The organism is Thiomonas sp., from assembly GCF_054608695.1.
Genome location: NZ_JBTRXV010000068.1, coordinates 1 through 23,754 on the forward strand (window position 1 = coordinate 1; position 23,754 = coordinate 23,754).

General features: G+C 66.7%; 30 protein-coding genes and 1 pseudogene. 13 read left to right on the plus strand and 18 right to left on the minus strand.

Annotated elements, in window-relative coordinates; all coding sequences use genetic code 11:
- The 7 genes from ACYCUK_RS17560 to ACYCUK_RS17590 all read right to left on the minus strand — a co-directional run.
- Positions 1–101: hypothetical protein (locus ACYCUK_RS17560; protein WP_461595784.1), on the minus strand; the 101-nt coding region annotated here is incomplete at its 3' end.
- Positions 102–234: 133 nt separating this feature from the next.
- Complete coding sequence (locus ACYCUK_RS17565; protein WP_461595965.1) at positions 235–630, minus strand: DUF3579 domain-containing protein; 396 nt, start codon at positions 628–630, stop codon at positions 235–237.
- Between the two features lie 475 nt (positions 631–1,105).
- Positions 1,106–1,462 (minus strand): hypothetical protein, encoded by a 357-nt coding sequence (locus ACYCUK_RS17570; protein WP_461595966.1) that lies wholly within the window; start codon positions 1,460–1,462, stop codon positions 1,106–1,108.
- Between the two features lie 60 nt (positions 1,463–1,522).
- On the minus strand, positions 1,523–1,684 hold the full coding sequence (locus tag ACYCUK_RS17575; protein WP_461595967.1) for a hypothetical protein: 162 nt from the start codon (positions 1,682–1,684) through the stop codon (positions 1,523–1,525).
- Complete coding sequence (locus ACYCUK_RS17580) at positions 1,681–2,013, minus strand: DUF3034 family protein (protein WP_461595968.1); 333 nt, start codon at positions 2,011–2,013, stop codon at positions 1,681–1,683. The genes ACYCUK_RS17575 and ACYCUK_RS17580 overlap by 4 nt, the downstream gene beginning before the upstream one ends.
- On the minus strand, positions 1,995–2,273 hold the full coding sequence (locus ACYCUK_RS17585) for a DUF3034 family protein (RefSeq protein WP_461595969.1): 279 nt from the start codon (positions 2,271–2,273) through the stop codon (positions 1,995–1,997). The genes ACYCUK_RS17580 and ACYCUK_RS17585 overlap by 19 nt, the downstream gene beginning before the upstream one ends.
- A 3-nt stretch (positions 2,274–2,276) precedes the next feature.
- Complete coding sequence (locus ACYCUK_RS17590; RefSeq protein ID WP_461595970.1) at positions 2,277–2,441, minus strand: hypothetical protein; 165 nt, start codon at positions 2,439–2,441, stop codon at positions 2,277–2,279.
- Positions 2,442–2,873: 432 nt separating this feature from the next.
- On the opposite strand from ACYCUK_RS17590, the gene ACYCUK_RS17595 reads away from it, so the two are divergent.
- Together ACYCUK_RS17595 and ACYCUK_RS17600 are read left to right on the plus strand one after the other, a co-directional pair.
- On the plus strand, positions 2,874–3,380 hold the full coding sequence (locus ACYCUK_RS17595) for a MaoC family dehydratase (protein ID WP_461595992.1): 507 nt from the start codon (positions 2,874–2,876) through the stop codon (positions 3,378–3,380).
- Entirely contained in the window at positions 3,377–3,829 is a 453-nt protein-coding gene (locus ACYCUK_RS17600; RefSeq protein ID WP_461595971.1) for a methyltransferase family protein, read from the plus strand. Before ACYCUK_RS17595 ends, ACYCUK_RS17600 begins: the two co-directional genes overlap by 4 nt.
- On the opposite strand, the gene ACYCUK_RS17605 is transcribed toward ACYCUK_RS17600, so the two are convergent.
- The 3 genes from ACYCUK_RS17605 to trpE all read right to left on the minus strand — a co-directional run bounded on the left by ACYCUK_RS17605 (position 3,810) and on the right by trpE (position 7,231).
- Entirely contained in the window at positions 3,810–4,748 is a 939-nt protein-coding gene (locus ACYCUK_RS17605; protein WP_461595972.1) for a hypothetical protein, read from the minus strand. The two genes, ACYCUK_RS17600 and ACYCUK_RS17605, sit on opposite strands and share 20 nt — an antisense overlap.
- A 122-nt stretch (positions 4,749–4,870) precedes the next feature.
- A complete protein-coding gene (gene gstA / locus ACYCUK_RS17610; RefSeq protein ID WP_461595973.1) occupies positions 4,871–5,485 on the minus strand; it encodes a glutathione transferase GstA in 615 nt (204 codons plus the stop codon).
- Positions 5,486–5,731: 246 nt separating this feature from the next.
- Positions 5,732–7,231, minus strand: a complete 1,500-nt coding sequence (trpE, locus tag ACYCUK_RS17615; RefSeq protein WP_461595974.1) for an anthranilate synthase component I — start codon at positions 7,229–7,231, stop codon at positions 5,732–5,734.
- A 423-nt stretch (positions 7,232–7,654) separates the two neighbouring features.
- On the opposite strand from trpE, the gene ACYCUK_RS17620 reads away from it, so the two are divergent.
- From ACYCUK_RS17620 to ACYCUK_RS17630, 3 genes are all read left to right on the plus strand, one after another.
- Positions 7,655–8,269: a chalcone isomerase family protein gene (locus ACYCUK_RS17620; protein ID WP_461595975.1), complete on the plus strand. Its 615-nt coding sequence runs from the start codon at positions 7,655–7,657 to the stop codon at positions 8,267–8,269.
- A 187-nt stretch (positions 8,270–8,456) separates the two neighbouring features.
- Positions 8,457–9,065 carry a chalcone isomerase family protein gene (locus ACYCUK_RS17625; protein WP_461595976.1) on the plus strand — a complete coding sequence of 203 codons (609 nt, stop codon included), beginning with the start codon at positions 8,457–8,459 and terminating at the stop codon, positions 9,063–9,065.
- Positions 9,066–9,318: 253 nt separating this feature from the next.
- Positions 9,319–9,957: an MBL fold metallo-hydrolase gene (locus ACYCUK_RS17630; RefSeq protein ID WP_461595977.1), complete on the plus strand. Its 639-nt coding sequence runs from the start codon at positions 9,319–9,321 to the stop codon at positions 9,955–9,957.
- Between the two features lie 29 nt (positions 9,958–9,986).
- On the opposite strand, the gene ACYCUK_RS17635 is transcribed toward ACYCUK_RS17630, so the two are convergent.
- The 4 genes from ACYCUK_RS17635 to pyrE form a co-directional block, all read right to left on the minus strand.
- Positions 9,987–10,523 carry a cytochrome b/b6 domain-containing protein gene (locus ACYCUK_RS17635; RefSeq protein WP_461595978.1) on the minus strand — a complete coding sequence of 179 codons (537 nt, stop codon included), beginning with the start codon at positions 10,521–10,523 and terminating at the stop codon, positions 9,987–9,989.
- Positions 10,520–10,810: a PepSY domain-containing protein gene (locus tag ACYCUK_RS17640; protein WP_461595979.1), complete on the minus strand. Its 291-nt coding sequence runs from the start codon at positions 10,808–10,810 to the stop codon at positions 10,520–10,522. Before ACYCUK_RS17640 ends, ACYCUK_RS17635 begins: the two co-directional genes overlap by 4 nt.
- Positions 10,811–10,998: 188 nt before the next feature.
- Positions 10,999–11,427 carry a BON domain-containing protein gene (locus tag ACYCUK_RS17645; RefSeq protein ID WP_461595980.1) on the minus strand — a complete coding sequence of 143 codons (429 nt, stop codon included), beginning with the start codon at positions 11,425–11,427 and terminating at the stop codon, positions 10,999–11,001.
- A gap of 260 nt (positions 11,428–11,687) precedes the next feature.
- Entirely contained in the window at positions 11,688–12,383 is a 696-nt protein-coding gene (gene pyrE / locus ACYCUK_RS17650; protein WP_461595981.1) for an orotate phosphoribosyltransferase, read from the minus strand.
- A 106-nt stretch (positions 12,384–12,489) separates the two neighbouring features.
- Here pyrE and ACYCUK_RS17655 point away from each other — a divergent pair, with 106 nt between their 5' ends.
- From ACYCUK_RS17655 to ACYCUK_RS17675, 5 genes and pseudogenes are all read left to right on the plus strand, one after another.
- On the plus strand, positions 12,490–13,869 hold the full coding sequence (locus tag ACYCUK_RS17655; protein ID WP_461595982.1) for an MFS transporter: 1,380 nt from the start codon (positions 12,490–12,492) through the stop codon (positions 13,867–13,869).
- Positions 13,870–13,943: 74 nt separating this feature from the next.
- Positions 13,944–14,939, plus strand: a pseudogene (locus ACYCUK_RS17660) (KpsF/GutQ family sugar-phosphate isomerase); the annotation flags it as partial.
- 652 nt (positions 14,940–15,591) lie between these two features.
- Positions 15,592–16,188, plus strand: a complete 597-nt coding sequence (gene lptC / locus ACYCUK_RS17665) for an LPS export ABC transporter periplasmic protein LptC (RefSeq protein WP_461595983.1) — start codon at positions 15,592–15,594, stop codon at positions 16,186–16,188.
- A 102-nt stretch (positions 16,189–16,290) separates the two neighbouring features.
- Positions 16,291–17,124 carry an SDR family oxidoreductase gene (locus tag ACYCUK_RS17670; RefSeq protein ID WP_461595984.1) on the plus strand — a complete coding sequence of 278 codons (834 nt, stop codon included), beginning with the start codon at positions 16,291–16,293 and terminating at the stop codon, positions 17,122–17,124.
- 136 nt (positions 17,125–17,260) lie between these two features.
- Positions 17,261–18,142: a helical backbone metal receptor gene (locus ACYCUK_RS17675; protein WP_461595985.1), complete on the plus strand. Its 882-nt coding sequence runs from the start codon at positions 17,261–17,263 to the stop codon at positions 18,140–18,142.
- On the opposite strand, the gene ACYCUK_RS17680 is transcribed toward ACYCUK_RS17675, so the two are convergent.
- Positions 18,139–18,672, minus strand: a complete 534-nt coding sequence (locus ACYCUK_RS17680) for a DUF6790 family protein (RefSeq protein ID WP_461595986.1) — start codon at positions 18,670–18,672, stop codon at positions 18,139–18,141. The genes ACYCUK_RS17675 and ACYCUK_RS17680 overlap by 4 nt on opposite strands.
- 103 nt (positions 18,673–18,775) lie before the next feature.
- On the minus strand, positions 18,776–19,399 hold the full coding sequence (locus tag ACYCUK_RS17685) for a carboxymuconolactone decarboxylase family protein (protein ID WP_112484853.1): 624 nt from the start codon (positions 19,397–19,399) through the stop codon (positions 18,776–18,778).
- A gap of 212 nt (positions 19,400–19,611) precedes the next feature.
- On the opposite strand from ACYCUK_RS17685, the gene trxC reads away from it, so the two are divergent.
- From trxC to ACYCUK_RS17700, 3 genes are all read left to right on the plus strand, one after another.
- Positions 19,612–20,028 carry a thioredoxin TrxC gene (gene trxC, locus ACYCUK_RS17690; protein ID WP_461595987.1) on the plus strand — a complete coding sequence of 139 codons (417 nt, stop codon included), beginning with the start codon at positions 19,612–19,614 and terminating at the stop codon, positions 20,026–20,028.
- A gap of 202 nt (positions 20,029–20,230) precedes the next feature.
- On the plus strand, positions 20,231–21,556 hold the full coding sequence (locus ACYCUK_RS17695; RefSeq protein WP_461595988.1) for a cytochrome c1 protein: 1,326 nt from the start codon (positions 20,231–20,233) through the stop codon (positions 21,554–21,556).
- Positions 21,557–21,794: 238 nt separating this feature from the next.
- Positions 21,795–22,070 carry a hypothetical protein gene (locus tag ACYCUK_RS17700; protein WP_461595989.1) on the plus strand — a complete coding sequence of 92 codons (276 nt, stop codon included), beginning with the start codon at positions 21,795–21,797 and terminating at the stop codon, positions 22,068–22,070.
- 46 nt (positions 22,071–22,116) lie between these two features.
- Here ACYCUK_RS17700 and ACYCUK_RS17705 read toward each other — a convergent pair whose 3' ends face one another.
- Positions 22,117–23,403, minus strand: a complete 1,287-nt coding sequence (locus ACYCUK_RS17705) for a TRAP transporter large permease (RefSeq protein ID WP_461595990.1) — start codon at positions 23,401–23,403, stop codon at positions 22,117–22,119.
- Positions 23,400–23,754 (minus strand): TRAP transporter small permease (locus ACYCUK_RS17710; RefSeq protein WP_461595991.1); only part of this gene is annotated, 355 nt, incomplete at its 5' end. The genes ACYCUK_RS17705 and ACYCUK_RS17710, both read right to left, overlap by 4 nt.

The following is a 23,754-nucleotide window of genomic DNA, read 5'->3' on the forward strand; positions in this document are numbered from 1 at the left end:
AGCACGGTGTGGCCCTGGGCCACCAGCTTCTTGACGGTCTCGGGTGTGGCCGCCACCCGCCGCTCTCCTCCTAAGCTCTCAGCAACAACGCCGATGCGCATCCAGGATTCTCCTTGTGGGTTGGGGAAAGCCCCTGGCAGCGCAACGCCGCCAGGGGCAGACATTTTTTGTGGTTTTCGAGCGCGAGCGCGCTGACCGCCTGGGCCGTTTCAACCCAGCGACGAAGCTTGAAGTCTAGGCCGCGCGGCGTCCGCCGAGCGAGCCGTCATCGGCATCGCTCTGGTCGGCAGAGCCTGCAGCGTCGAACTCGACGATGCAGGCTTCGACCGTTTCCAGGTTGTTGTCGCGCGCAAAATTGCGAACGAACTGGTAGGCCATGGGCTCGATCTCAGCCAAGGCGCGACTCAGGACCACAGAACGCACGCCGTCCACCAGGGTGGGCATGCAATAGGGCGAATAACACAGGTGCCTTTCCTGGTGCTTCGATTCCGCTGGTCGGAATTGCGCCATCACTCCGGCAAGGCGTTCAGCCCAATCGCTCGGCCGAAACTGGCTACCCTCGTGGGTGCGACCGAGAATCAGGATTTCACCCGGTTTGAGAATGCGCTGTGCGACTGTCGCGTCTAACATGGGAGGATGCGGAGAAGGTTGCGATAGATCAATTTTGCTGCGGCGCAATATATCAGGTCAAACCCTTATTGGTAAAAGAGTGCAATGAATTGTGAGAGGCGAATCGCCGCCCTGTCAGGGGCCCCGTCAAGAGGCATGCATTGTTGCCCAAATTTGACACTGACGATGTTCGCGCGGATGCGCGATGGCGCAACCATCGGCGTTTGCAACATGTTCTCGCTTGGGCCCACGCCGAATCCGCAGGCCGCCTGGGCCGATCCGCGCGCCAGTCCAGCGCTTCCTTGGCGCCCGCCTGCGCGCACGAGCCATCCTCGGCGCTGTCGATCAACGAACGGTGCATGCAAGCAGGCCAGTGCCGATGTGTTCGAGAACGCTCACAAAGCTTAGGGCGGTGTCCACAGAACCGGCAGCAGCTCATGCCGCAGGGATGAATGAAGAAAAAAGCCCGCAAGCGCGGGCACGAAGAGACTCTCGCCTAAAACTTGGAGTCGCGATGATGGTGGCCGTGGTGCGGCCTCAACGCGCTTGAGCCGCGCGCAATGGGCTTCACGACGAAAACCGCATGCACCGTGCCGTCCACCAAGCGGCAGCTGCCCGCGGCGGTGGCGGTTTTGCCGGGGATGAAATACGCGCAGTCGCTGCATTTCTGGCCGTCGCGGGGCATCTTCTGGTAATGCACCGAAGCCTGGCTGAGCATGCCGTCATCGGCCCGTGCCTGACGGCTGGCCAGCACGGCCCCGGTCGTCAGCAAGGCGAGGAACAGCCCGCCGCTGCGCAAGAAGGCGCGGCGCTGGGCATTGTCGGATGCAGCGAGTTGGGCTGTGGGTTTCATGATTCAGGCTCCTGGAGGGCGTGAACCGGGCCGGGGCAGGATGCGCCGGCCCGATCGGCCTTACTTGCGCACCACGTCCGGCTCCATCGGCGCCAGGACGTTGAGCAACTGGTGCATGTCGTGCACGACCATGGTGATGGCCGGTTTGCCGCCGAGCTGCTCATACAGCGTGGGGCTGGAGGCCATCTGGGCATGCGCCAGGGTGGAGGACTGCAGTTTCATGGGGATAACTCCTGTGTGAGGTCGGATGCAGCATGGGCTCGGGGGGCCTGTGTGATGTGTACGCCCCGCGCCCACGCCATGTTGAGCGACAAGTACACGCCCCTGTTGCTGGCCTGAAAGGGCAGCGGCCCGAGATCGGCGTAGGCGGCGGTGAGCGACAGGCTCTTGTTGGGGAAGTAGGCGGCGAACACGTCCTTCATCGTGCCGGGCAAGCCCAGGCCGGAGAAGTTGCTGTTGAAGTCGTTGTTCTTCTTGTACTTGATGCCCACCGGGACTTGGGTGTACAGGATGTCGCCGAACAGGCGGGCCTTCAAGCCCAGCACGTCCATGCTGATGGTCTGGTTGCCCAGGTTGATGTGGGTTTGGGAGCGGCGACGACGCCCAGGCCGCCGGCCTGGTTGCCCAGCACGCTGAGATTGGACAGGCCGCCCAGGTTGACGTTGAGCACTTCGTGCGCCACGGAGATTTCCAGGCGGTTGTGGATGCCCACGGAGGCGCCCAGCGAACTCAGGGAGTAGTTGGGCACGCGCGCGAAGGTGCCGGAGGCCGAGCCGCCGACTTCGTCGCCCGTGTCGTAGCTGGAGATCACCGCTCAGGGCACGATGCCCCCGCCGGTCGATCCGCCAACTTCGGTGACGCCGCTGGTGGCCAGCAAGCGGCTGCCTTGTGCGTGCGCACTCGTCATCCCCCACACCCCAAGCACCGCAATGGCCGTGGCTGTCAGGGTTTTCTTCCAGCGATTTGCTTCCACTTCCATACTCCCGCTCCTAGTTGTCAGTGGTTGACCTCCCCTGGCAGGGAAGTGGGCCGTGCGCGGTGCCGGTTCGAAGGTCTGTTTCCGAGCACGATGTTGGGCATACGCACCGTGGACGGCGCTGGATTCAAGATTGCCGTTTCTGCCGCGCGCGCAAATGTGAAAATTTGTGAACGGACGACCTTCACCTTGGTGAAGGGGGTTTGTCCGGGGGAAGCCATGGTGCCGCGCAACAGGTCCTACCATCGCTGCATGAACACGACCACCACACCCACTCCGCCCAACCCTGGGGGCACACGCAAGGAAACACCAGGCCGCCCCCAAGTTTCCTTGGCCCCCTCGGGGGGCGGGGTGGCGCAACGCGACGACCCTGGGGGCACGCGCGAGGAAACGCCGGGCCGCCCCCAAGTTTCCTTGACCCCCTCGGGGGGCGGGGTGGCGCAACGCGACGACCCTGGGGGCACTTTGTATTGGGAAGACTTTCCCCCCCACCATGTCACCGACTGCGGCAGCACCACCGTGAGCCGCGAAGCCATTCTCGACTTCGCCCGCCAGTTCGATCCGCAGCCTTTTCATGTGGACGAGGAGGCGGCGAAGCATTCCCTGTTCGGCGGCCTCGTCGCCAGCGGCTGGCACACCTGCGCCATCGCCATGCGCCTGATGTGCGACGCCTACCTGCTGCGCACCACCAGCCAGGGCGCTCCCGGCATCGACGAGTTGCGCTGGCTGAAACCCGTGCATCCCGGCGACACCCTCAGCCTGCGCATGGCGGTGCTGGAGACGCGACCGATGCGCAGCAAGCCGCACCTGGGTCTGGTGCAGTCGCACTGGGAGTTGTTCAACCAGCATGGCGACTGCGTCCTGACCATGAAGGGCTGGGGCATGTTCAAGCGGCGCGACGTTGCCGCCGCTGACGGACCCCAAGCGCAGGCGGCGCCTTGAACATCGGCCTGCCGATTGGTCTGCAGTCGCGCCTGTGGGTCGCGGCGCAGTTCGTGCTGATTGCCGCCATGGTGCTGTGGCCCGCCGACTGGCGCTGGGAAGCGCTCGCCATCGCCCTGGGCATCGCCGCCACCGCGCTCGGGCTATGGGTGTTCGCCTACAACCGCCCGGGCAATTTCAACATCCGCCCCGAGCCCAAGGCCGGGGGCCAACTCATCACCGGCGGGCCTTACGGCTGGGTGCGCCACCCCATGTACGTGGCACTGCTGCTGGGCATGGCGGGGGTGGCGGTGGGGTCGCACAGCCTGGTTCAGGCCGGCCTTTGGTTGGCGCTGCTGATCGTGCTCAATTTCAAGGCGGCACTGGAAGAGCGCCTGCTGCGCCAGCGCTGGCCGGATTACACGGCGTACGCCCAGCGCACCCGGCGCTTCATTCCCGGCGTGTGGTGAACCAGGCAGCGGCGGTCAGCAGCAGGCAGGCGGCCAGCACCGAGTCATTCGGCTGAGGCATCAGACCTGGTGCAATCCAGGCGTTGAAACACCAGACCAGCAGCACCGTGGCCAGCGGCGCGAGCCGCATCAGCGTGGCCAAGGGCCTGGGACGTTGCGCGACGCCGGGCGCAAACCACAGCAGCGGCAAGGCCAGGCCACCCAGCAGCGTCTGCGCGCCGAGTGCGGCCCAGCCGATGCTGCTCGGTTGCATCAGCCAGTTCTCGCCCGCCGCCACCGAAGCCACGGGGAGCACCACCGCCGCGCCGATGAGTTGATAAAACAGGATTTTCTCGCCGCCGCAATGCGTCAGCCTCGGGCCGCGTGCAACCCAGGCCTCCACCGCCCAGATTCCGCCAGCCAGCAGGGCGGCGGTGACGGCATCGGCCGCTGCCGCGTGCGCGGCCAGCAGCAAGCCAGCCGCCGCCAGCGCCAGCCCGGCCAGCAGTTTCACGCCAGACCGCGCCGACCGGGAATGCAGCCGGTTCCCCCGGCCGAGCGCGCCCCAGAGACTCAGGCAGGCTTGCGCCGCCACGAGCGCGGCGAAGACCAGCGCCACGGCCTGCGGCACCGGCAGGCGCGCCAAGGCGAAATACATCAGTCCCAGCCGGGCGCTGAACAACAGGCCGAGCAGGGCGCCGGGCGCCAGGGTGTCGTCCTGCGCGAACACCGGCACATTGCGCCAGCGCGTCCACAGCCACACCAGGAACAGCGCCGAGGTGGTCGCCACCGAGGCCTGCAGCAAGGGCGGAACGCTGGCCGCCGCGAGGCCAATGGCAAGCGGCTGCGTGGTCCACAGCAGGCTGCTCGCCAGATTGCCGGCCAACAGGCCGCCGGTTCTGGCGGCGCCCGAACCCGGGATGGCAACTTGACTGCTCATCGCCAGCACTCCAAGGCGCTCCGATGGCGGCCCGCCCGCGTGCTGGGAGCGCGAGGACGTCGACTCAAAACAAACTCGCGTCGTCGGCTGCGCGGGGGCGGATCGTCATCTAGGCTTGCACCTCAGCCCTTCTTCGCATCACGGTCTGCCGCCAGAGCCGCGGCCACGCCAGGACGGGCTTGCATGCGGGTCATGAAGGCCTGCAGCGCCGGCCAGCTCGTGAGCGCGGGGCCGGTGGTGCCGGCCCAGGTCAGCACGGTGTAGAGGTAGGCGTCGGCCACGGAAAAGCCGGAGGGCAGCAGGTAGTCCTGCTTGGCGAGGGTCTGGCTGATGAGGTTGAAGCGCTCGCCGAGGCGCTGCTTTTGCGCCTCTTTCACCGCATCGGTGGAGGCCGGGTTGAACAGCGGGCTGAACTGCTTGTGCAACTCGGTGGAGATGAAGTTCAGCCACTCCTGCAGGCGGTAACGCTCCATCGTGCCATTGGCCGGGGCGAGCTTGGCTTCGGGCTTGCGGTCGGCCAGGTACTGCACGATGGCCGGGCCTTCGGTGAGGATGCTGCCGTCGTCGAGCTGCAGCACGGGCACATAGCCCTTGGGGTTGATGGCGCGGAAATCGCCGCCGCCGTCCAAGGCCTTGGTCTGCAGGTTCACCTTCACCATGTCGGCCGGCAAGCCCAGTTCGCTGAGCACGATGCGGGGCGAGAGGGAACAGGATCCGGGGCTGAAATACAGTTTCATGCAAGTCTCCAGGTTGGGCCGCGCGGCCAGGAACGTCGAGGCGCCGCAGCGGCAACAAAGGAGGTCGATGCTAGTCCGCGCCCACGGTTTTTGCAGACGCGGGCAGAGGACGGCCTCCAGGCCGCCGCGCCGCGGCAGCCGCCTCCCGAGGAGGTGAGAACGCTTCGGGCGGCCGGGCGCTTTCTCAGGCCGGCTCCAGGCTGGCGGGCTGAGGCAGCAGCAGCCCCGGGCCACCCCAACAAGGCCTCAACCGTCGAGCCCTTCCTGCACTTGCTCGGCAGCGCGCAGCACGGCGCGCGCCTTGGCCTCGGTCTCGCGCCATTCCATCTCGGGCACCGAGTCGGCCACCACGCCGGCGGCGGCCTGCACGTAGAGCCAGTGGTTCTTGATGATGCCGGTGCGAATGGCGATGGCCAGGTCCATGTCGCCGGCGAAGCTCCAGTAGCCCACGGCGCCGCCGTACAGGCCGCGGCGGGTGGGTTCGAGTTCGTCGATGACTTCCATCGCGCGAATCTTGGGCGCGCCCGACAAGGTGCCGGCGGGGAAGGTGGCGCGCAGCACATCCAGCGCCGACAGGCCCGGCTTGAGCAGGCCCTCGACATTGCTGACGATGTGCATCACATGCGAGTAGCGTTCGATGGCGAAGGCCTCGGTGACCTTCACGCTGCCGGTCTGGGCGATGCGGCCGAGATCGTTGCGCGCCAGGTCGATGAGCATCAGGTGCTCGGCGCGCTCCTTCGGGTCGGCCAGCAACTCGCGTTCCTGGCGCGCGTCGTCCTCGCTGCTGGCGCCGCGCGGGCGGGTGCCGGCCAGCGGACGGATGGTGACTTTCTCGCCGCCCGCCACCGCTTCTTGCCGCACCAGAATTTCGGGCGAGGAGCCCACCACCTGGAAGTCGCCGAAGTTGTAGAAGTACATATAGGGCGAGGGGTTGATCGAGCGCAGCGCACGGTACAGCGACAGCGGCGACTCGGCGTAGCGCTTGCGCAGGCGCTGGCCCACTTGCACCTGCATGAAGTCGCCGGCGGCAATCAACTCCTTCGCCTGCGCCACCGCCTGCAGGTAGTCGGCCTTGTCGAACTCGCGCTCGGTCGGCGTCACCGTGCTGCGCATCATGGGCGGTGCCGTGACCGAATAGCGCAAGTGCTCGCGCAGGGTTTGCAGCCGCGAGCGGGCGCGGCCATAGGCTTCGGGCTGGGCCGGGTCGGCGTAGACGATGAGGTAGAGCCGCCCCGAGAGGTTGTCGATCACCGCCAGCTCCTCGCTCAGCAGCAGCAGGATGTCGGGCAGGTCCAGCGGGTCGGGCTTGGGGTTCTTCGCAGCCGAGGCCATCAGCTTGGGCTCGATGTAGCGCGCCGCGTCGTAGCCGAAGTAGCCGGCCAGGCCCCCGCAAAACCGCGGCATGCCGGCTGGCAGGGCAACTTTGAAACGGGCGTAATACGCCTCGATGAAATCCAGCGGCGGCTGCTCGGAGGTCTCGATCACGGCGCCATCGCGCAGCACCTGGGTGATGCCGTTCTTCACCCGCAGTTCGGTGCGCGCGGAAAGGCCGATGAAGGAATAGCGGCCGAAACGCTCGCCACCCACCACCGACTCCAGCAGGAAGGTGTTGCGCCCGCCCTGTGTCGGGTGGGCCAGCTTCAGGTAAAGCGACAGCGGCGTTTCCAGGTCGGCGAAAGCCTCGGAAACCAGCGCGATGCGGTTGTAGCCCTCGCGGGCCAGGGATTGAAATTCGAGTTCGGTCATGGCGTCTTCTCAGGCGCGGCCGGGGTGGCCGCCGGGTTCATCCGCTGCGGCCAGCCGTGGCCGGCCGCGAGGTGGGGCTGCTTGCGGCGCGCGTGGCGCTCAAGCGGCGTCAGCAAGTCGGGCACCGGGCCGCCAGGGCCAGGCTCCCCGGTCTGCGGAACCGGAAACATGCTTGCGGTGGATGAACATGAAGGTGCGGGAGCCTTGATCGGCCCATTGGCGCGATGACCTTGACTGTAGCAAACCCGCACTGCGTGGCGGCTCGCGCTGCGGCGCCTCCGGTCCACGGATGGCGGCTGCAGTCCATGGCCGGCGGCTGCATCGGCCGTGGTGCCTTTTGGGTGATGTCCGGATTGCCAGGCCGGCCGATTTGTCGGAAACTGAACGAGCGTGCTTTTTTATCCCAACAACTCAGGAGACCCCATGACCGCCCACCGCCTCGCCCCGCGCCTTTTTGCTGCTGCACTGTTCGCCGTCACCCTGCAAATCGTCACCCTTCAAGCCGCCCATGCGCTGGAGATTCATGGCGTGCCGGTGGACGAAACCCAACAATTGGCCGGAAAAACGCTCCCGCTCAATGGCGTGGGGACGCGTTATTTTCTGTTTTTCAAGGTGTATGTCGCCGCGCTCTACTTGCCGCAAAAAACCAGCAACGCCCAGATGGCGCTCGACATGCCGGGGCCGAAGGAAATGCGCCTGGTGATGCTGCGTGACGTTACCGGCTCGGAACTGGGCAAGAAGCTCACCGAAGGCATCCAGAACAACGTCTCGGCAGAAGAATTCAGCGGGCTGATTCCCAGCATGGCGCGGCTGGGCGGCTTGTTCGCGCAAAAACGCAACCTCAAGACCGGCGAAGTCGTCACGCTGCGCTTCGTTCCAGACCATGGAACGACCATCGACATCGACGGTGTGCCGGCTGGCGCACCCTATACCGATCCCGATTTTTTCAAAGCCCTGCTGAAGATCTGGCTTGGCAAGGATCCTGCTGAAACTCGCCTGAAGAGCGCCCTGCTCGGAGACGCCGCCGTGAGCCAGTGAGGGGCCGAGCGCAGCCTGGCGGCCTCGGTATTTTCCCGAGTGCCGAATGCGATTTGCCTGGAAAGAGGGCCTCAAGATTGCGGATGCTCACAGCTTGTTGCGAAAACGCACGTCATTGGCGCGCAGTCGGTGAATAATCACGCGCTTATATAGCTTGCGTCAGCAGGCACCACCCGAGGAGTCGTCCATGAAAAAACTGATGTTGGCCGCAGCACTGGCCGCAAGCTTTGCAACCGTCAACGCCTACGCCGCGATCAAGGTCGGCGGCGTGTCCGTCGAGCAGTCGGCACCCGCTGACGGCATTCCGCTGTGGATCAACGGCGCCGGCGTCGTCAACCTCGCCGGCCACAGCCTGGCCGCGGCGCTGTATGTGCCCGAGAACACCACCTCCAACTCGGCCATCATGACGGCGAACATGAAGGAGCTGCGGCTGATCCCCATCAAGCCCATGGGCGGCGTCCAACTCGGCGAAGCCATCGACGCGCTGGTGAAAAAGAGCGTGTCGGCGGCGGCCTACAAAGGCTATGAGCCCGACCTGGCGAAGATGCAAGCCATGTTCAAAAGCGTCAAGACCATCGGCGCCGGCGAAACCGTGTCGCTTCGCTTCTTCAGCCAGCAAGGCACCTATGTGATGGTGCCGAATGGCCTGAAGATGGCCCCGATCGGCGGCCCCGAACTGTTCGACAGCATCGCCCGCGCCCTTCCTGCCAGGGTCATCAACAGCGTCGCCGTGCAGCGGGAAAACCATCCCTCTGCGCACTGCCCGGGTTGCGCAAAGCCAGAAAAAACCTTGTGACCAGGCTGTGGCCTGAGGCCTGCAGCCTGTGTGAAAAAAGCCGGCGCCGGTGCCATCCGCAGCCGGTTTTTTCGTGGGCGCGCCGCAAACTGAAGGACGACTCGGACAGCAAGGGTCGGGCGCAGAGCACGCTGCTTGGATTTGCAGCCCCCAAGCCGAAGGCTCGTGAAACGGGCCAACGAGGTTTTGCCGCGTGTTCCGTGGTTCAGCCAGGTATCGCCGTATTCTGGAATTTTCGAACCATCGGATTCCCATGCTGCACTACCGCATTCTTCCTGTAACCCCCTTCGCGCAGAACTGCTGTTTGCTGTGGGATGACGCCACGCGCGAGGCCGTGCTCACGGACCCCGGCGGTGACCTCGACCGCGTGTTCGCCGAGGTTGCGGCGCAGGGCGTGAAGTTGCGCGGCGTGTGGCTCACGCATGCGCACATCGACCATGCCGGCGCCGCGGCTGCGGCGGCCAAGCGTGCAGGCGTGCCCATCGTCGGTCCGCACCCGGACGACCAGTTCTGGATCGACTGCTTGCCGCAACAGTCCAAGATGTTCGGCTTTCCCCCGGCCGAGGCGTTCACGCCCGACCGCTGGCTGCACGACGGCGACCAGCTCACCTTGGGCACGCTGCGCTTCGAGGTGCGCCATTGCCCGGGCCACACCCCCGGTCATGTGGTGTTCCACCAGCCCGAGGCCAAGCGCTGCTGGGTGGGCGACGTGCTGTTCGCCGGTTCCATCGGCCGGACCGATTTTCCGCGTGGCAATCACCAGCAGTTGCTCGACAGCATCACCCAGCGGCTCTGGCCCATGGGCGACGACACCGTGTTCATTCCCGGACATGGCCCGGAATCCACCTTCGGTGAAGAGCGCCGCAGCAATCCCTACGTCGGCGGCACTTGAGAACGCGCCCCCAGCGGTCCGCCGAGCGTTCAGTGCGGATAGCGGCGCCCGCTGAGCATGGCCAGCGGCAAAACGCGGCGACTGCGCAGGCTGGCCAGCGTGACGCCGCCCAGATGCAGGCCGATCATGGTCCACATGCCGTCCACCAACAGGGCATGGGCCGACTGCAGCGTTTCATCCCCCCAGAATGCGTCGGTGGTGAGCAAATGACCACTGAACGCCACGGCGCCAAGCAACAGCATTTGCCCGGCAATGGCCCAGCCGGCCAGGGGGTTGTAGCCGGTTCTCAGCGCGGCGCGGCCGTGGCGCAAGTCCACCGCATAGCGCCACACCCGGCGCGGCCCCACGATGAATGTGGCGAAGCGCAAAGCCTGCGGACCGCTCAGGCCGTACAGCAAGCGCCACAGCAGCAGGCCAGCCAGGGTGTAACCCAGCCACTCATGCGCTTCGCGCCAGGCGGATTCAAGTGCCCAGGCGCCGACGAATGATGCGGCCAGAGCCCAGTGGTACAGGCGCAGGGCCAGCGGGATGCGATCGTCTGCGCCGCATGCTGCCGGCTCGGTCAATGACGTTCCTGCTTGACGATCCTGCCGTCCACCGGGTCGAAATAGATTTCGACCTTGGCGCCGGTCTTGTCCTTGCCGTAGATCTCGTAGCAATGCCCGGACGTGGTCTTGAACTTGGCGATGGCATAGCCCTGTGCTTCGAGGTCGGCGCGGAACTTGGCCGCGTCCAGCCATTTGGCGGGGGGCTCCCGGGTGCATTGCGGGCCGGCCAGGGCGGGGGCAGAACTGAGGCCGAGAAAGGCGGCGGCGCACAGCGCGCCAGCGGTCGACAAGGAAAAACGTGGCATGGGTCGTTACCGTTGATGACAAGATGAGTCAAATGATAACGATTCCTATTCTTTTAAGGCGCATGCCCCCAATGGGCTCGTGGGCTCAGGTCGGCAGGGTTGCTGCGCGCCGCGCCGCGCCGTCCCTCGCGTCCGGCCCCCACCCGACCAACGCGGCGGATGGAGGCCGGAACGGAAGGTCCGGTGCTTCAGCCCTGGACCTGCAGGTCGGACATCACCATTTTCACGCCCGGTACAGCCTGGGCAACTTGCACGGCGCGAGACGCGTCCTTGGAATTGGCGACGTTCCCCGTCAAATGGACCACGCCTTTGCGCGTGGCCACGTGAATTTGCAGGCTCTTGAGCGACTGGTCCTTGAGCAGCTCAGCCTTCACCTTGGTGGTGATGAGCGCATCATCCATGGACTTGGCGACACCTTCCATGGGCGCTTGCGCCTGCACGGCGCCGCCAGCCTGGCCCTGCATCCCGGCTTGAGGCTGCATCGCAGCGGGCGTTTGCATCGGGGCCGGGGCTTGCGCCATGTCGGCAGCCTGGGCCCTGACGCCACTCAGGGCGAGCGCGATCAGCGTGGCGCCGGTGACGGGGATGATTTTGCCGAGGCGAGAGTTGGTCGTCATCACGAGCTCCTTCGTTGGGAATGCCAGCAGCGGAAGTGCTGCTCGGCCTGCTTGGCGCAAGCTCCATGCCATGCGCGAAAAATACTTGCAAATCAGGGATCTACGGACCATTGCGTCCATTTCGACAAGATTCACTGAGGCCGTAGCCCCCCATGGCGTCGCCTCGGCCCGACAGCGCCTCGCCTTCCACGAGCAAGTGGTTGATTTATCAGTCTTTGTCGTGTCACTCTGGGGCGACACGCCCACGGCCTTGGTCGGGCCTAAGACACGCCATAGCGTGCGCGGTAGTCGCGCACCTGCGGCAGCCACTGGGTCAGTTGCGCGTCCTGCGCTGCGCCCAGCATGGCGAGCAGGGCGTCGAGGTTGGCAATGGCCACCACCGGCAAACCATGGGTGGTCTGCACATGCTGCACGGCCGACTGCTCCAGGGTCTGTCCGGCAATCGCGGCTTTTTCCTGCCGGTCCAGGGCGATGAGCACGGCTGCCGGGGTGGCGCCGGCGGCCTGCAACAGGCGTACCGATTCGCCGATGGCGGTCCCGGCGGAAATCACGTCGTCCACAATCACCACCCGCCCGGCGACCGGCGCGCCCACCAGGCTGCCGCCTTCGCCGTGGTCCTTGGTCTCCTTGCGGTTGTAGGCGAAGGGCGCGTTGCGCCCGCGCCGCGCCAGCTCGATGGCCACGGCGGCCGCCAGGGCGATGCCCTTGTAGGCGGGGCCGAACAGCATGTCGAATTCCACGCCGCTGGCCAGGAGTGCGTCGGCATAGAACCCGGCCAGGCGGCCGAGCTTGGCGCCGTCGTTGAACAGTCCGGCGTTGAAAAAGTAGGGCGTGTCGCGCCCGGCCTTGGTGACGAAGGCGCCAAAGCGGATGACGCCGCTGTCGACGGCGAAGCGCACGAAGTCCTGGGCAAAAGCGCTTGGCGGGGTGGAGAGATGCTCGGGTGCTGGCGACATGGCTGGAGTCGGTGGGGGCTGCGAACGGCCGCGCGCATGCCGCTCCGTGCGGCTGCTGCACGCGCGTGACCGGAGGCTATGCTACGGCCTGCCCTTTCCGCCACGCATGTCAGCCCCTGCCCCTGCCGTCACCCAGAAACCGCCGCCATGGCCCTTGCTGCGCCAGGTGTTCGGCAACCGCCGCATGGCCGCGTTGCTGCTGCTGGGTTTCTCCTCCGGCTTGCCGCTGGCGCTGACCGCCGGCACCTTGCAGGCCTGGTTGACGGTGCAGGGCGTGAGCCTGAAAGCCATCGGCTTCGCCACGCTCATCGGCCAGGCTTATGTGTTCAAGTTTCTCTGGGCGCCGGGCATGGACCGCATCCACCCGCCGCTGCTGGCGCGCTGGCTGGGGCGGCGGCGCGGCTGGCTGCTGCTGATGCAGGCGGCGCTGGCGGCGAGTCTCGGAGCGATGGCGCTGGTCGGCATTCCGGCGCCGGGGGACGCCATGGCCTGGCCGGGCCTCGAACATGCGGCGGCCGCGCTCGGCGTGGCTGCCAGCGAGATGCGCCTGGTTCCCGTGGGCCTGCTGGCGGTGGCCGTGGCCTTCTTCTCGGCGTCGCAAGACATCGTCATCGACGCCTACCGCACCGATCTGCTGCCGCCCGAGGAGCGTGGCGCCGGCGCTGCCGTGGCCGTGCTGGGCTACCGCATGGCCATGCTGGTGTCGGGCGGGCTGGGCCTGTGGCTGGCGGCCGAATACCTGGGCTGGCGCGGCATGTACGCGCTGATGGCGATGCTCATGGCCGTGCTCATGCTGGCCACGCTGTTCGCGCCGCCCACCCCCGGCCACATCACCCCGCCGCGCAGCCTGGCCGCAGCGGTGGTGGAGCCGGCGCGCGAGTTTTTTTCGCGCCAAGGCGCGGTGGCGCTGCTGGTCGCCATCGTGCTGTACAAGCTGGGGGACGCCTTTGCCGGGGCGCTGTCCACCACCTTCCTGATTCGCGGTGCCGGCTACACCCCGGCTGAAGTCGGGATGGTGTACAAGACCATGGGTCTGGCCACCACCATCGTCGGCGCCCTGCTCGGCGGTGCGCTGCTGGCGCGGCTGGGTTTGTGGCGGGCGCTGGTGTGGTTCGGCATCGCCCAGGGCTTGTCGAATCTGGCGTACTGGGGGCTGGCGGTGCTGCCGTCCAACCTGCTGTTGATGGGCGCGGCGGTGGGCGTCGAGAACTTCACCGGCGGCATGGGCACCGCCGCTTTCGTCGCCTTCTTGTCAGCGCTGTGCGACACCCGCTTCTCGGCCACCCAGTTCGCGCTGCTGTCGGCGCTGTCGGCGGTCGGCCGGGTGTATGTCGGTCCGGCCACCGGCTATCTGGTGGAAGCCTGGGGCTGGCCGCATTTCTACCTGTTCACCGTGGTCGCTTCGGCGCCCGGAGTGCTGATGCTGGTGTGGTTGCGCCGCGTGGTGGAGACGCAGGACCGCCTCCACGCGCCGCGCCCGCAGTAGCGCCAGGGCCGGCCCGCGCGGCGCCGGCAAGTCGCCACCCGCCAAGCTGCCCCCGCTGCCTATACTGCCCCCCGATGAATCCCGTCTTCCATCCCGAACAAGCCCTGCAACTGGGGCGCAACACCCTGCAGATCGAGGCTGCCGCCGTGCTGGCCCTGGCCGAGCGCATCGGCCAGCCGCCGCTGGCCGATGCGTTCACCGCGGCCGTGCGCTGCATCCTGGCCTGCAGCGGCCGCGTGGTGGTGTCGGGCATGGGCAAGAGCGGGCATATTGCGCGCAAGCTGGCGGCCACGCTGGCGTCCACCGGAACCCCGGCCTACTTCGTGCACCCGGCCGATGCCAGCCACGGCGACTTGGGGATGGTGACCGATGCCGATGTGTTCATCGCCCTGTCGAACTCGGGGGAGAGCGAGGAGCTGGTGCGCATCGTGCCGCTGATCAAGCGCCTGGGCGCCAAGCTCATCACCATCACCGGGCGCGTCGATTCCACCCTGGCGCAGCATGCCGACATCCACCTCGATTGCGCCGTGGAGCAGGAAGCCTGCCCGATGAACCTCGCGCCCACGGCCAGCACCACCGCGCAACTGGCGCTGGGCGACGCACTGGCCGTGGCGCTGCTGGATGCGCGCGGCTTCGGCCCCGACGATTTCGCCCGCACCCATCCCGGCGGCAGCCTGGGGCGCAAGCTGCTCACCCATGTGGCCGACGTGATGCGCGCCGGCGACGCCGTGCCGCGCGTCGGGCAGGCCGCGCCATTCTCCGCCGCGCTGCTGGAGATGACGCGCAAGGGCCTGGGCATGACCGCGGTGGTGGACGATGCCGGCGCGCTGCTCGGCGTCATCACCGACGGCGATTTGCGCCGCCTGCTCGAACGCGGCGTGGACCTGCGCCAACTCTCGGCCGGCCAGGCCATGCACCCGAACCCGCGCACCATCGGCGAGGGCGCGCTGGCCGTCGAGGCGGTGCAGATGATGGAGCAGCACCGCGTCAACCAGATGCTGGTGGTGGACGCGCACAACCAGCCCATCGGCGCGCTGAACATGCACGACCTGTTCGCCGCCAAGGTGGTGTTAGTGCCCGAGCCAGCCATGACGCCAACCCCTGCCGCCTTCGATACCCGCCCGCGTCTGAACTTCGACGCCGAAGTCCTGCTGCGGGCGCAGGCCGTGCGCGTGCTGCTGCTCGACGTCGACGGCGTGCTCACCCCCGGCGATCTGCTGGTGGGCGAGGGCGGCGAAGTCATCAAGCGCTTCTCCACACTCGACGGCCACGGCCTCAGGTTGCTGGCCGCAAGCGGCGTGCTGCCGGTGGTGGTGTCGGGCCGCGACAGCCCACCGCTGCGCGAGCGTCTGCGCGAGCTGGGGCTGGAGGCCCATGCCGTGCTCGGCAAGTCGCGCAAGCTGCCGGGGGCCGAAGGCATTCTGCGCGGGCTGGGTCTGAGCTGGGAGCAGGCCGCCGTGATGGGTGACGACTGGCCCGACCTGCCCCTGCTGGTGCGCGCGCAACTCGCCGCCTGCCCGCCCGTGGCGCATCCGGAAGTGTTGGCGCGGGTGCATTACCGCACGGCGGCTGCGGCCGGTTTCGGCGCGGTGCGCGAGATCTGCGATCTGCTGCTGGTGGCGCAAGGCGCGTACCGCCGCCTGCTCGAACGGACCATCGCTGGCGAGGAGGAGAGCCTGCCGAAGCCGGCGGTGCCGTCTTCGCCTGCCCGGGGCTGACACCATGTCACGCTGGATGCGCCTGTGGCGCCGCATGTCCACCTTCCTGCCGCCGCTGCTCATGGTGCTGCTGGCGGCGTTCAGCTGGTGGGTGGCGCGGGAGGCCATGCATGCCGGACACGGCCCAGGCGGTGCGCCCGAGCCGCCGCAAAAGCCCGATTATTTCCTGCACGACTTTCACACCAGCTCGTTCAACGCCCAGGGCCAGCTCACCGTCCAGCTCAGCGGCGCGGCGATGCAGCACATCCCCGGCAACAACACCGTGCACATCACCGCGCCGGTGTTGCGCGCCCTGAGCCCGCAAGGCGTGATGACCACGGCGCAGGCGCAAAACGGCATCAGCAACGCCGACGCCAGCAATGTGCAATTGCTCGGCGACGCGGTGGTGCATCGCTCCGTGCCCGGCGCGCCGGAACTCACCGTGCGCAGCGACTTCCTCAACATCTTCCCCAATGCCCAGCGGCTCTCGTCGAACCGGCCGACCACGGTGCAACGCGGCGCCACGGTGTTCTCCGGCGGCAGCCTGGAGATGAACGGACTGGACGGGACTTTCGCCATGCAGGGCAAGGTGAGTGGCAAGCTGGCGGGCGCAGGGGGTTGATTGCCCCGGGGCGCCGCGTGCGGTACCCGCCCTCCGAGGGGATGAAGGAAACTCGGGAACGCCCTTCGCTGCCTTGAGATTTTTTTCAGCAGGACATCGTCCATGAACGCCCAAACCGACGCCACGCATCCACCCACCGTTCTCGTCACCGGCGCATCCAGCGGCATCGGCGCGGCGCTCGCGCAGGCCTATGCCGCGCGTGGCTGGCGGCTGGTGCTGGTGGGCCGCAGGGCCGAAGCCTTGCGCGCCACCGCCGAAGCATGCGCCCGGGTGCAGGGCATGCAAGGCGTGGACCCCGGGCGCATTCGCCTCATCGCCCTCGATTTGTTGCAAACCGAAGCCTGGCGCGAGCAAGCCGGCGCCCTGGTGCAAGCCTGGGGCTGCCCGCAGGTGGTCATCGCCAACGCCGGCATCAGCCATGGCGTGGACCTGGCGCGCCCGGAAGACTTGGCTGCGGCGCGCGAGGTGATGGACAGCAACTGGCTGGCGGCCTTGGCCACGTTGGCGCCCTTCATTGCGCCCATGCGCGCGCGCGGCAACGGCACGCTGGTGGGCGTTGCCAGTGTGGCCGGAGTGCGCGGCCTGCCGGGGCACGCGGCTTACAGCGCGAGCAAGGCGGCGCTGATTCATGCGCTGGAGAGCCTGCGCGTGGAGTTGCGCGGCTCGGGCGTGCGCGTGGTCACCATCAGCCCCGGTTATGTCGCCACGCCGCTCACGGCGGGCAATCCCTTTCCCATGCCCTTTCTCATGCTGCCAGACGTTTTTGCGCGCCGCGCGCTGCGCGTCATCGAGTCCGGCCGTGCCTACGCCACCATCCCCTGGCCGATGGCCGTGGTGAGCAAGCTGCTGCATGTGCTGCCGCGCGCCTGGTACGACCCCATCATGGCCGGGCAGCGGCGCAAACCGCGCAAGCCGCACAAGCCGCATCAGCCCTAGGCGGCTTGCGCCGCCGCTTCGCTGCAAGGCGGCGATCCGTTGCTGTCCCGTGAAGTGGGTCGCTGCGGCGCGCAGGCACATGGCCGCAAACCCGGGCCGACGAGCTTGCGACAATCGCCAGTCACCGCATCTGTCCATGCAAGCCGTCCGCACATTCCCTTCCGGCAACCGCGACGCCGTCGACGCGCTGGGCCAGCGCTTTGCTCCGGCGGGCGCCGAGACGCGCATCGCCAGCCTGGTCCCCAGCTTGACCGAAACCCTGTTCGATCTGGGCCTGGGAGCGCAAGTGGTGGCGCGCACCGGGTTTTGCATCCACCCCGCTGCAGCGGTGCGCGCCGTACCCAAGGTGGGTGGCACCAAGGACGTGAACCTCGCGCGCCTGCGTGCGCTGGCCCCCAGCCATGTGCTGGTGAATGTGGACGAGAACACGCGCGAAACCGTGGCTGCGCTGCGCGCCTTCGTGCCGCAGGTGGTGGTGACGCATCCGCAGGCGCCGGCTGACAACCTTGCGCTGCTGGCACTGCTGGGCGAACTGTTCGGTGGCGTGCCCGGCGTGAAAGTTCGCGCACTGCAGCTTGCAAACGCCTTGCAGGCGCAACTCGCCGCCCTGGCGGCCCAGCCCTGGCCGGCGCGCCGCGTGCTCTACCTCATCTGGCGCGAGCCGTGGATGACCGTGGCGCGCGACACCTATATCGCGCGCACCCTGGCCTGCGTTGGCTGGAACACGCTGCCGGAGGTGGTGGGTGGCGATGGCATGGCCACACCCGGTGCGGCGCGCTACCCGGTGTTCGACTGGGATGCGCCCTGGCTGCGCGAGGTGGATCTGGTGCTGCTGTCGACCGAGCCTTACCGCTTCCAGCACCGCGATGTGGATGCGGCGCGCGCCCTGCTCGCGGCGCGTGGCCTGCACCCCGAGGTGCGCCTGATCGACGGCGAATGGTGCTCCTGGTATGGCAGCCGCGCCGCGCGCAGCCTGCCGCGACTGGCGGCGCTCGCGGCGTTGATCAACCCGGCCTAGAGCCGCGAACGCGCGAACACGCTGCGTCGGCTCTGTGCCTTGGCTTGCCAGGCGAGCAGGGCGAAGCCGACGAGGGGGACGAGGATGTCGGTGCCGAGCATGGCGCCGACATTGCCCTGGGCATAGTCGTGCGCTTGCTGCAGCTGCGCCCCATGGCCGATGGCCGCGCCCCAGAGGAAGGCCGCGGGGCCGAGCACGGCGGCGAGGCGTAAACCGAGGCCACCGAACGCGGCGAAAACCCCCACCAGCGCGAAGCCTAGGCTGGCCGTTCCCACCTCGTACTGGAAGGGGCTGGGTGCCCAGCCGATCAGGCGCGCGGCCAGGTCGCCATAAAAGCTGTGGAACACGAAGTTGACGAAAAAACTCAGGCCCACCGAGCACAGCAGGAACCAGCGCAGAAAGGTGGAGGCAATGCGTTCAGGGGTACGCTCGCGCCGCGTGAGCGCGAGCGACGCCATGGCCAGCAGCACGCCGAGCAGCAGCAGGGTGAGCGGGAAATTGTCGAACGCGAGACGGATCAACGAGGCCATGGGCAGCACTCCGGTTCGGTCGGTGATGGCCCTAGCAGGATGGAGCGCTGCAGATGCGGGCGCTGATGCAGTCTCGGGCCCGGGCTCCTGCGCAGGGGCAGGCTCACGCGCGGCCCCTGGGCGGCAGTGCGGCGAGGTCGTCGAGCGAGATGCCGGTGGCGGCTTCGAACACCCCGGCCTCGGACGGCTGCGCCGGGGTCTCGATGTCCACCCCGAGCGCGACGAGAAAACGCGACACCATGTTGTAGGTGGCGATCACGCCCACCAGCTCCACCACCTGCTGCGGCGGCATGGCGGCGCGGGCGGCGGCGAAATAGGCTTCGTTCACCTTCACCCGCCGGGTCATCTCGTAGGCAATCGCCAGGGTCACGCGCTGCGCCGGGGAGAACAGCACGGCGTCGTCCACCGCATGCGGCACATTGGCCAGGGCCGCGAGTTGTGTCGCGGTGCCGCCGGCGGCGAGAAACTCAGGCGCGTGATGGGCGAATTCGTACTGCGCATGATTGAGCAGGGCGACGGTGCAGATGGCGAGTTCGCGCAGCAGCGGATCGAGGTCGAGTTGCGTGCGCACGGCGCCGAGAAAGCCATTCCAGCCGCGCGCGAAAGCCGGGCTGTGCAGCAACATGCGATCGAGGTTGAGCAGCTTGCCGCCGCGCCGCGCGCGAATGGCGTCCACCAGATCGGCCGGCTCGTCCAGGTCGACGGGGGTGTAGGCAATACGTGGCATGTCTGGGTCGCTCCTCGGGTTCGCATGCGTCAGGTTCGCACTACTGTAACGGCAGGTGCGCGCGACACCAAGCGGGAGCGCCCCGCCGCTTGCCGTCCAAAGCCCTGGTGGACGTCCCCCCGCGGCTTGAACTTCGCCCCGCCACCCTCATGTGGTTTGGGTCGATGCCGGCGCCAGCCGCGCATCCGCCGTTCATGCAACCCGGAGTCGCCATGCTGATCGTCTGCCCTCATTGCAACAGCCTCAACCGCGTTCCGCCCGAGCGCGTGGCGCACGATCCGCAATGCGGAAGCTGCCATCAAACCCTGTTCACCGGCGAGCCGCTGGAGTTGAGCGATGCCAACTTCGAGCGCTTCGTCAGCAAGAACGAGCTGCCGGTGATCGCCGATTTCTGGGCGCCCTGGTGCGGACCCTGCCGCCAGATGGCGCCGCAGTTCGAGCAGGCCGCCAAACTGCTCAAGGGCCGCGCCTTGCTGGTGAAGGTGAACTCGGACGATAACCCGCAGGCCTCGGTGCGTCACCGCATCCGCAGCATCCCGACGTTGCTGCTGTTCCGGGGCGGGCACGAGGCCAAGCGCCAGTCGGGCGTGATGCCGGCGCAGGAGCTGGTGCGCTGGGCCGGTGTCTAGATAGAACGTAGAACGGGAACGCCGCGTGTTGTCGTTGTTCAACGCGCACGCCCCTGCATGTTGCTTGCGCAAGACGAAATGTGCGTTCGCAACATTCAACATTGCGACTGTTTGATGCAGGTCAATTTCTTGACTCCGAGGCGCTCGACAATGGTTCCAGGGTAGACCTTCGCCTGCCCCAAACCCAGGGAAAGGAACCATCATGAAACCCTCAGCACTCGGCGTCGCGCCTTGCGTGTCTAGCGCGCCAGGATCGGTCTGGCGCCAAGCATGGCGCTCCATCGCGTTGGCTGTTCTGGCCCTGCTGGGCATCGGGCTGCTGAGCACGCCCGCACAGGCCGTGCCGTCCTTTGCCCGCCAGACCGGCCAGGCTTGTATTGCCTGCCACGTCGGTGGCTTCGGCCCGCAACTGACGCCCTTTGGCCGTGCCTTCAAGCTCAGTGGCTACACGATGAGCGACGGCAAGGCTCACATCCCCTTGTCGGCGATGCTCGTGTCCTCGTTCACGCACACGACCGAGGATCAGACGCCCTTCTACAACGGCATGCATGGCAACGACAACTTCGTCGCCTTGCAACAAGCCTCCATTTTTCTCGCCGGGCGGCTGACCGACCACATCGGGATGATGGGGCAGGCCACCTATTCGCAGACGGCTGAGCCTTCCAACCTGGCGTGGGACAACACGGACATCCGCTACGCCCACAACTACACCTTGGGCAGCACCTCGGGGATCTTCGGCGTGTCCGTGAACAACAACCCGACCGTCTCGGACGTCTGGAACACGGTGCCCGCATGGCAGTACGGCTTCATGACCAGCCCGATCAGCGGCGGGGTTCCGTTCGCGCCGCTGATGGCGAGTTTGGGCGGTACCGTCCTGGGAACGACGGCCTATACGCTCATCGATAATCATTGGTATCTCGAGGGCGGCGCTTACCACGGACTGTCGAACAAATGGGGAAACTTGCTGCATACCGGGTCCTGGGGAGTCACGGGGTACGCGCCGTACCTGCGGGCGAATTACTCGACCACCGTGGGCCAAAGCACCTATGAGGGCGGGATCATCGGCATGAGCATGAAGCCGCCATCTTTGACCGGAAGCTCCGGCACGGATAGTGTGAACGATATCGGCATCGATGGGACTTACCAGTTCATCAACGGCGATACCCACAGCGTCACGGTCAACGGCTTGTACATGCAGGAGAAGACCAGCTACGACCAGTCCCTCGGCGCCTATCCGAGCGACACCGCGAAAACGCTGAACATGAATGTCGCTTATTGGATTCACAACACCTATGGCGCGACCATTCAATATTTCAACGTGAATGGCACGGCAGCCCTCGGATCAAACGTCCAAAGCAACGGCGTGGTCTGGGAGCTCGATTGGAACCCCTACGGACAAAGCTGGGCCAACCCGGAAAAGAATCTTCGATTGGGGCTTCAATACACCACCTACAACAAACTCAACGGGAGCAGCGTAGGCGCCAGCGCCAATAACAGTCTGTACATGTATCTGTGGTTTGCCATCTGAACGATGCGCTGCGCTGCCCGAGGCGGCTTCGACAATGAAAACCGGCGAAATGCTGGTGTCATTGTCGAATCGGTTGCAAAAACAACACGCCCTTGGCGACCCAATTTTGGTGCGTCGCACAATTTTGCTGGGAACGGCATCCAAGCCAATGACATGAACACGCTGACCGTCGATGTCTGGACTGCGATCCGAGGGATCGCTCAAGCCACTGCATCACACCGCAAACAAGGAAACCATCATGTCCTCCGCTCCAAGCGAGCTGTACTACGCCCAGGCCTTTCACCACGGTGAACGCGAGCACCACAGCTACGTTGTGGCCATCGGTCACAAGGAGCAAGTGGAAGCGCTGGCTCGCGCCGAGCACGCCAGGCACTTCGGCGAATACGGCATCGCGCTTTATCAAGTTGAACTCGATGCTCCCCTCCAGGAGCGCCTTCATCTCGTGAACTATCTCGGCTCAAACATGGGGGAACGTTGGATCGACGGCCAGCAAGCCGACAGGCAGGCGGCCTGAAGACCGGCCGTTGAACCCCTGGGCGGCGAACTCGCTGCCCAGGGGTTCAACGCATCATGTCCAGCGCGCGGGGCAGGGCCAGCGACAAGGCCGGCCAGTAGGTCACCAGGCCCAGGAAGCCCAGCATGGTGAGCAACCACGGCCAGACCGCGATGGTCAGTTCGGTGATGCCCATCTTGGCGATGCCACTGGCCACGTACAGGTTCAAGCCCACGGGCGGGTGGCACATGCCCACCTCCATGTTCACCACCATGATGATGCCGAAGTGAATGGGGTCGATGCCCAGCTTCATCGCCACCGGAAACAGGATGGGCGCCATGATCAGGGTGATGGACGAAGGCTCCATCACATTGCCCGCCACCAGCAGCAGCACGTTCACCAGCAGCAGGAAGGCGATGGGGCCGACGCCGGCATCCAGCAGCCATTGCGCCATGGTCTGCGGAATGTGCTCCGAGGTCATCAGGAACGAGAACAGAATGGCGTTGGTGATGATGTAGAGCAGCATCGCGCTCATATTCGCCGAGGCCAGCAGCACCCGCGGCACGTCGCGCAGGCGCATGTCCTTGTAGACGAACACGGCGATGATGAAGGCATACACCGCGCTCACCGCCGCCGCCTCGGTCGGCGTGAACAACCCGGTGTAGATGCCGCCCAGCACCAGCACGATGAGCAGCAAGCCCCACAGGCTTTCGCGCAAGGCCCGGGCGCGCGCGGCCCAAGTGGCGCGGGGGTTGCGCGGAAAGCCGCCACGCCACGCCCGCCACCAGGTGGTGAGGCCGAGCAAGAAGGCCAGCACCAGGCCCGGCACCACGCCGGCCATGAACAGCGCGCCCACCGAGGAGTTGGTGGACACGGCGTACAGCACCATGACGATGGACGGCGGAATCAGGATGCCCAGCGCGCCCGAGGTCGTCACCACCCCGGCGCCGAAGCGCGGCGGGTAGCCGGCCTTGAGCATGGCCGGGATGAGGATGGAGCCGATGGCCACCACCGTGGCGGGGCTCGACCCCGACACCGCGGCGAACAGCGCGCAGGCCACCACCGCAGCCAGCCCAAGGCCGCCCGGCCAGTGCCCGACCATGCTGGTGGCGAAAGTGATCATGCGCCGCGCCACGCCGCCGTGGGTGAGGAAATTGCCGGCCAGGATGAAGAACGGAATCGCCATGATCTCGAAGCTCTCGATCCCGGTGAACAGCTTCATCGCCACCGCCTGGATCGGCACCTCGGTCAGGGTGAACAGGAAGGTGAGAACGGTGAGGCCCAGCGCGATGGAGATGGGCATGCCGGTGAGCATGAGGGCGAGGAGCAGCCCGAAAATGATGGCGGCGTTCATGATGAGAGCCCCCACGGTGCCGCCGGCGCCTGCCCCCCGAGGGGGCGCTCGCCCGCCTCGCTGGTTTTGCCGCGGCTCTGCGGCTGGCTCGGCGCTGCCTCGTCCAAGGTCCGCACGCGCGCATGCGGATGGATGTTGTCGGCCTCCGGCGCAATGTCGAGCGGCTCGTCCAGCCCCTCCACCTGTCCGGGGTCGTGGTGCGGCAATTCGCCGTCGCGATTGAAGCGCCGGGCCACTTGCAGGAAGCGAAAGCACATCAGGCCCGAGCCGAGGGGAATCGCGAGATAGACGATCCACATCGGCCATTCCAGGTCGGACGAGACCTGCGAGGTATGGCCGATCTTCCACACC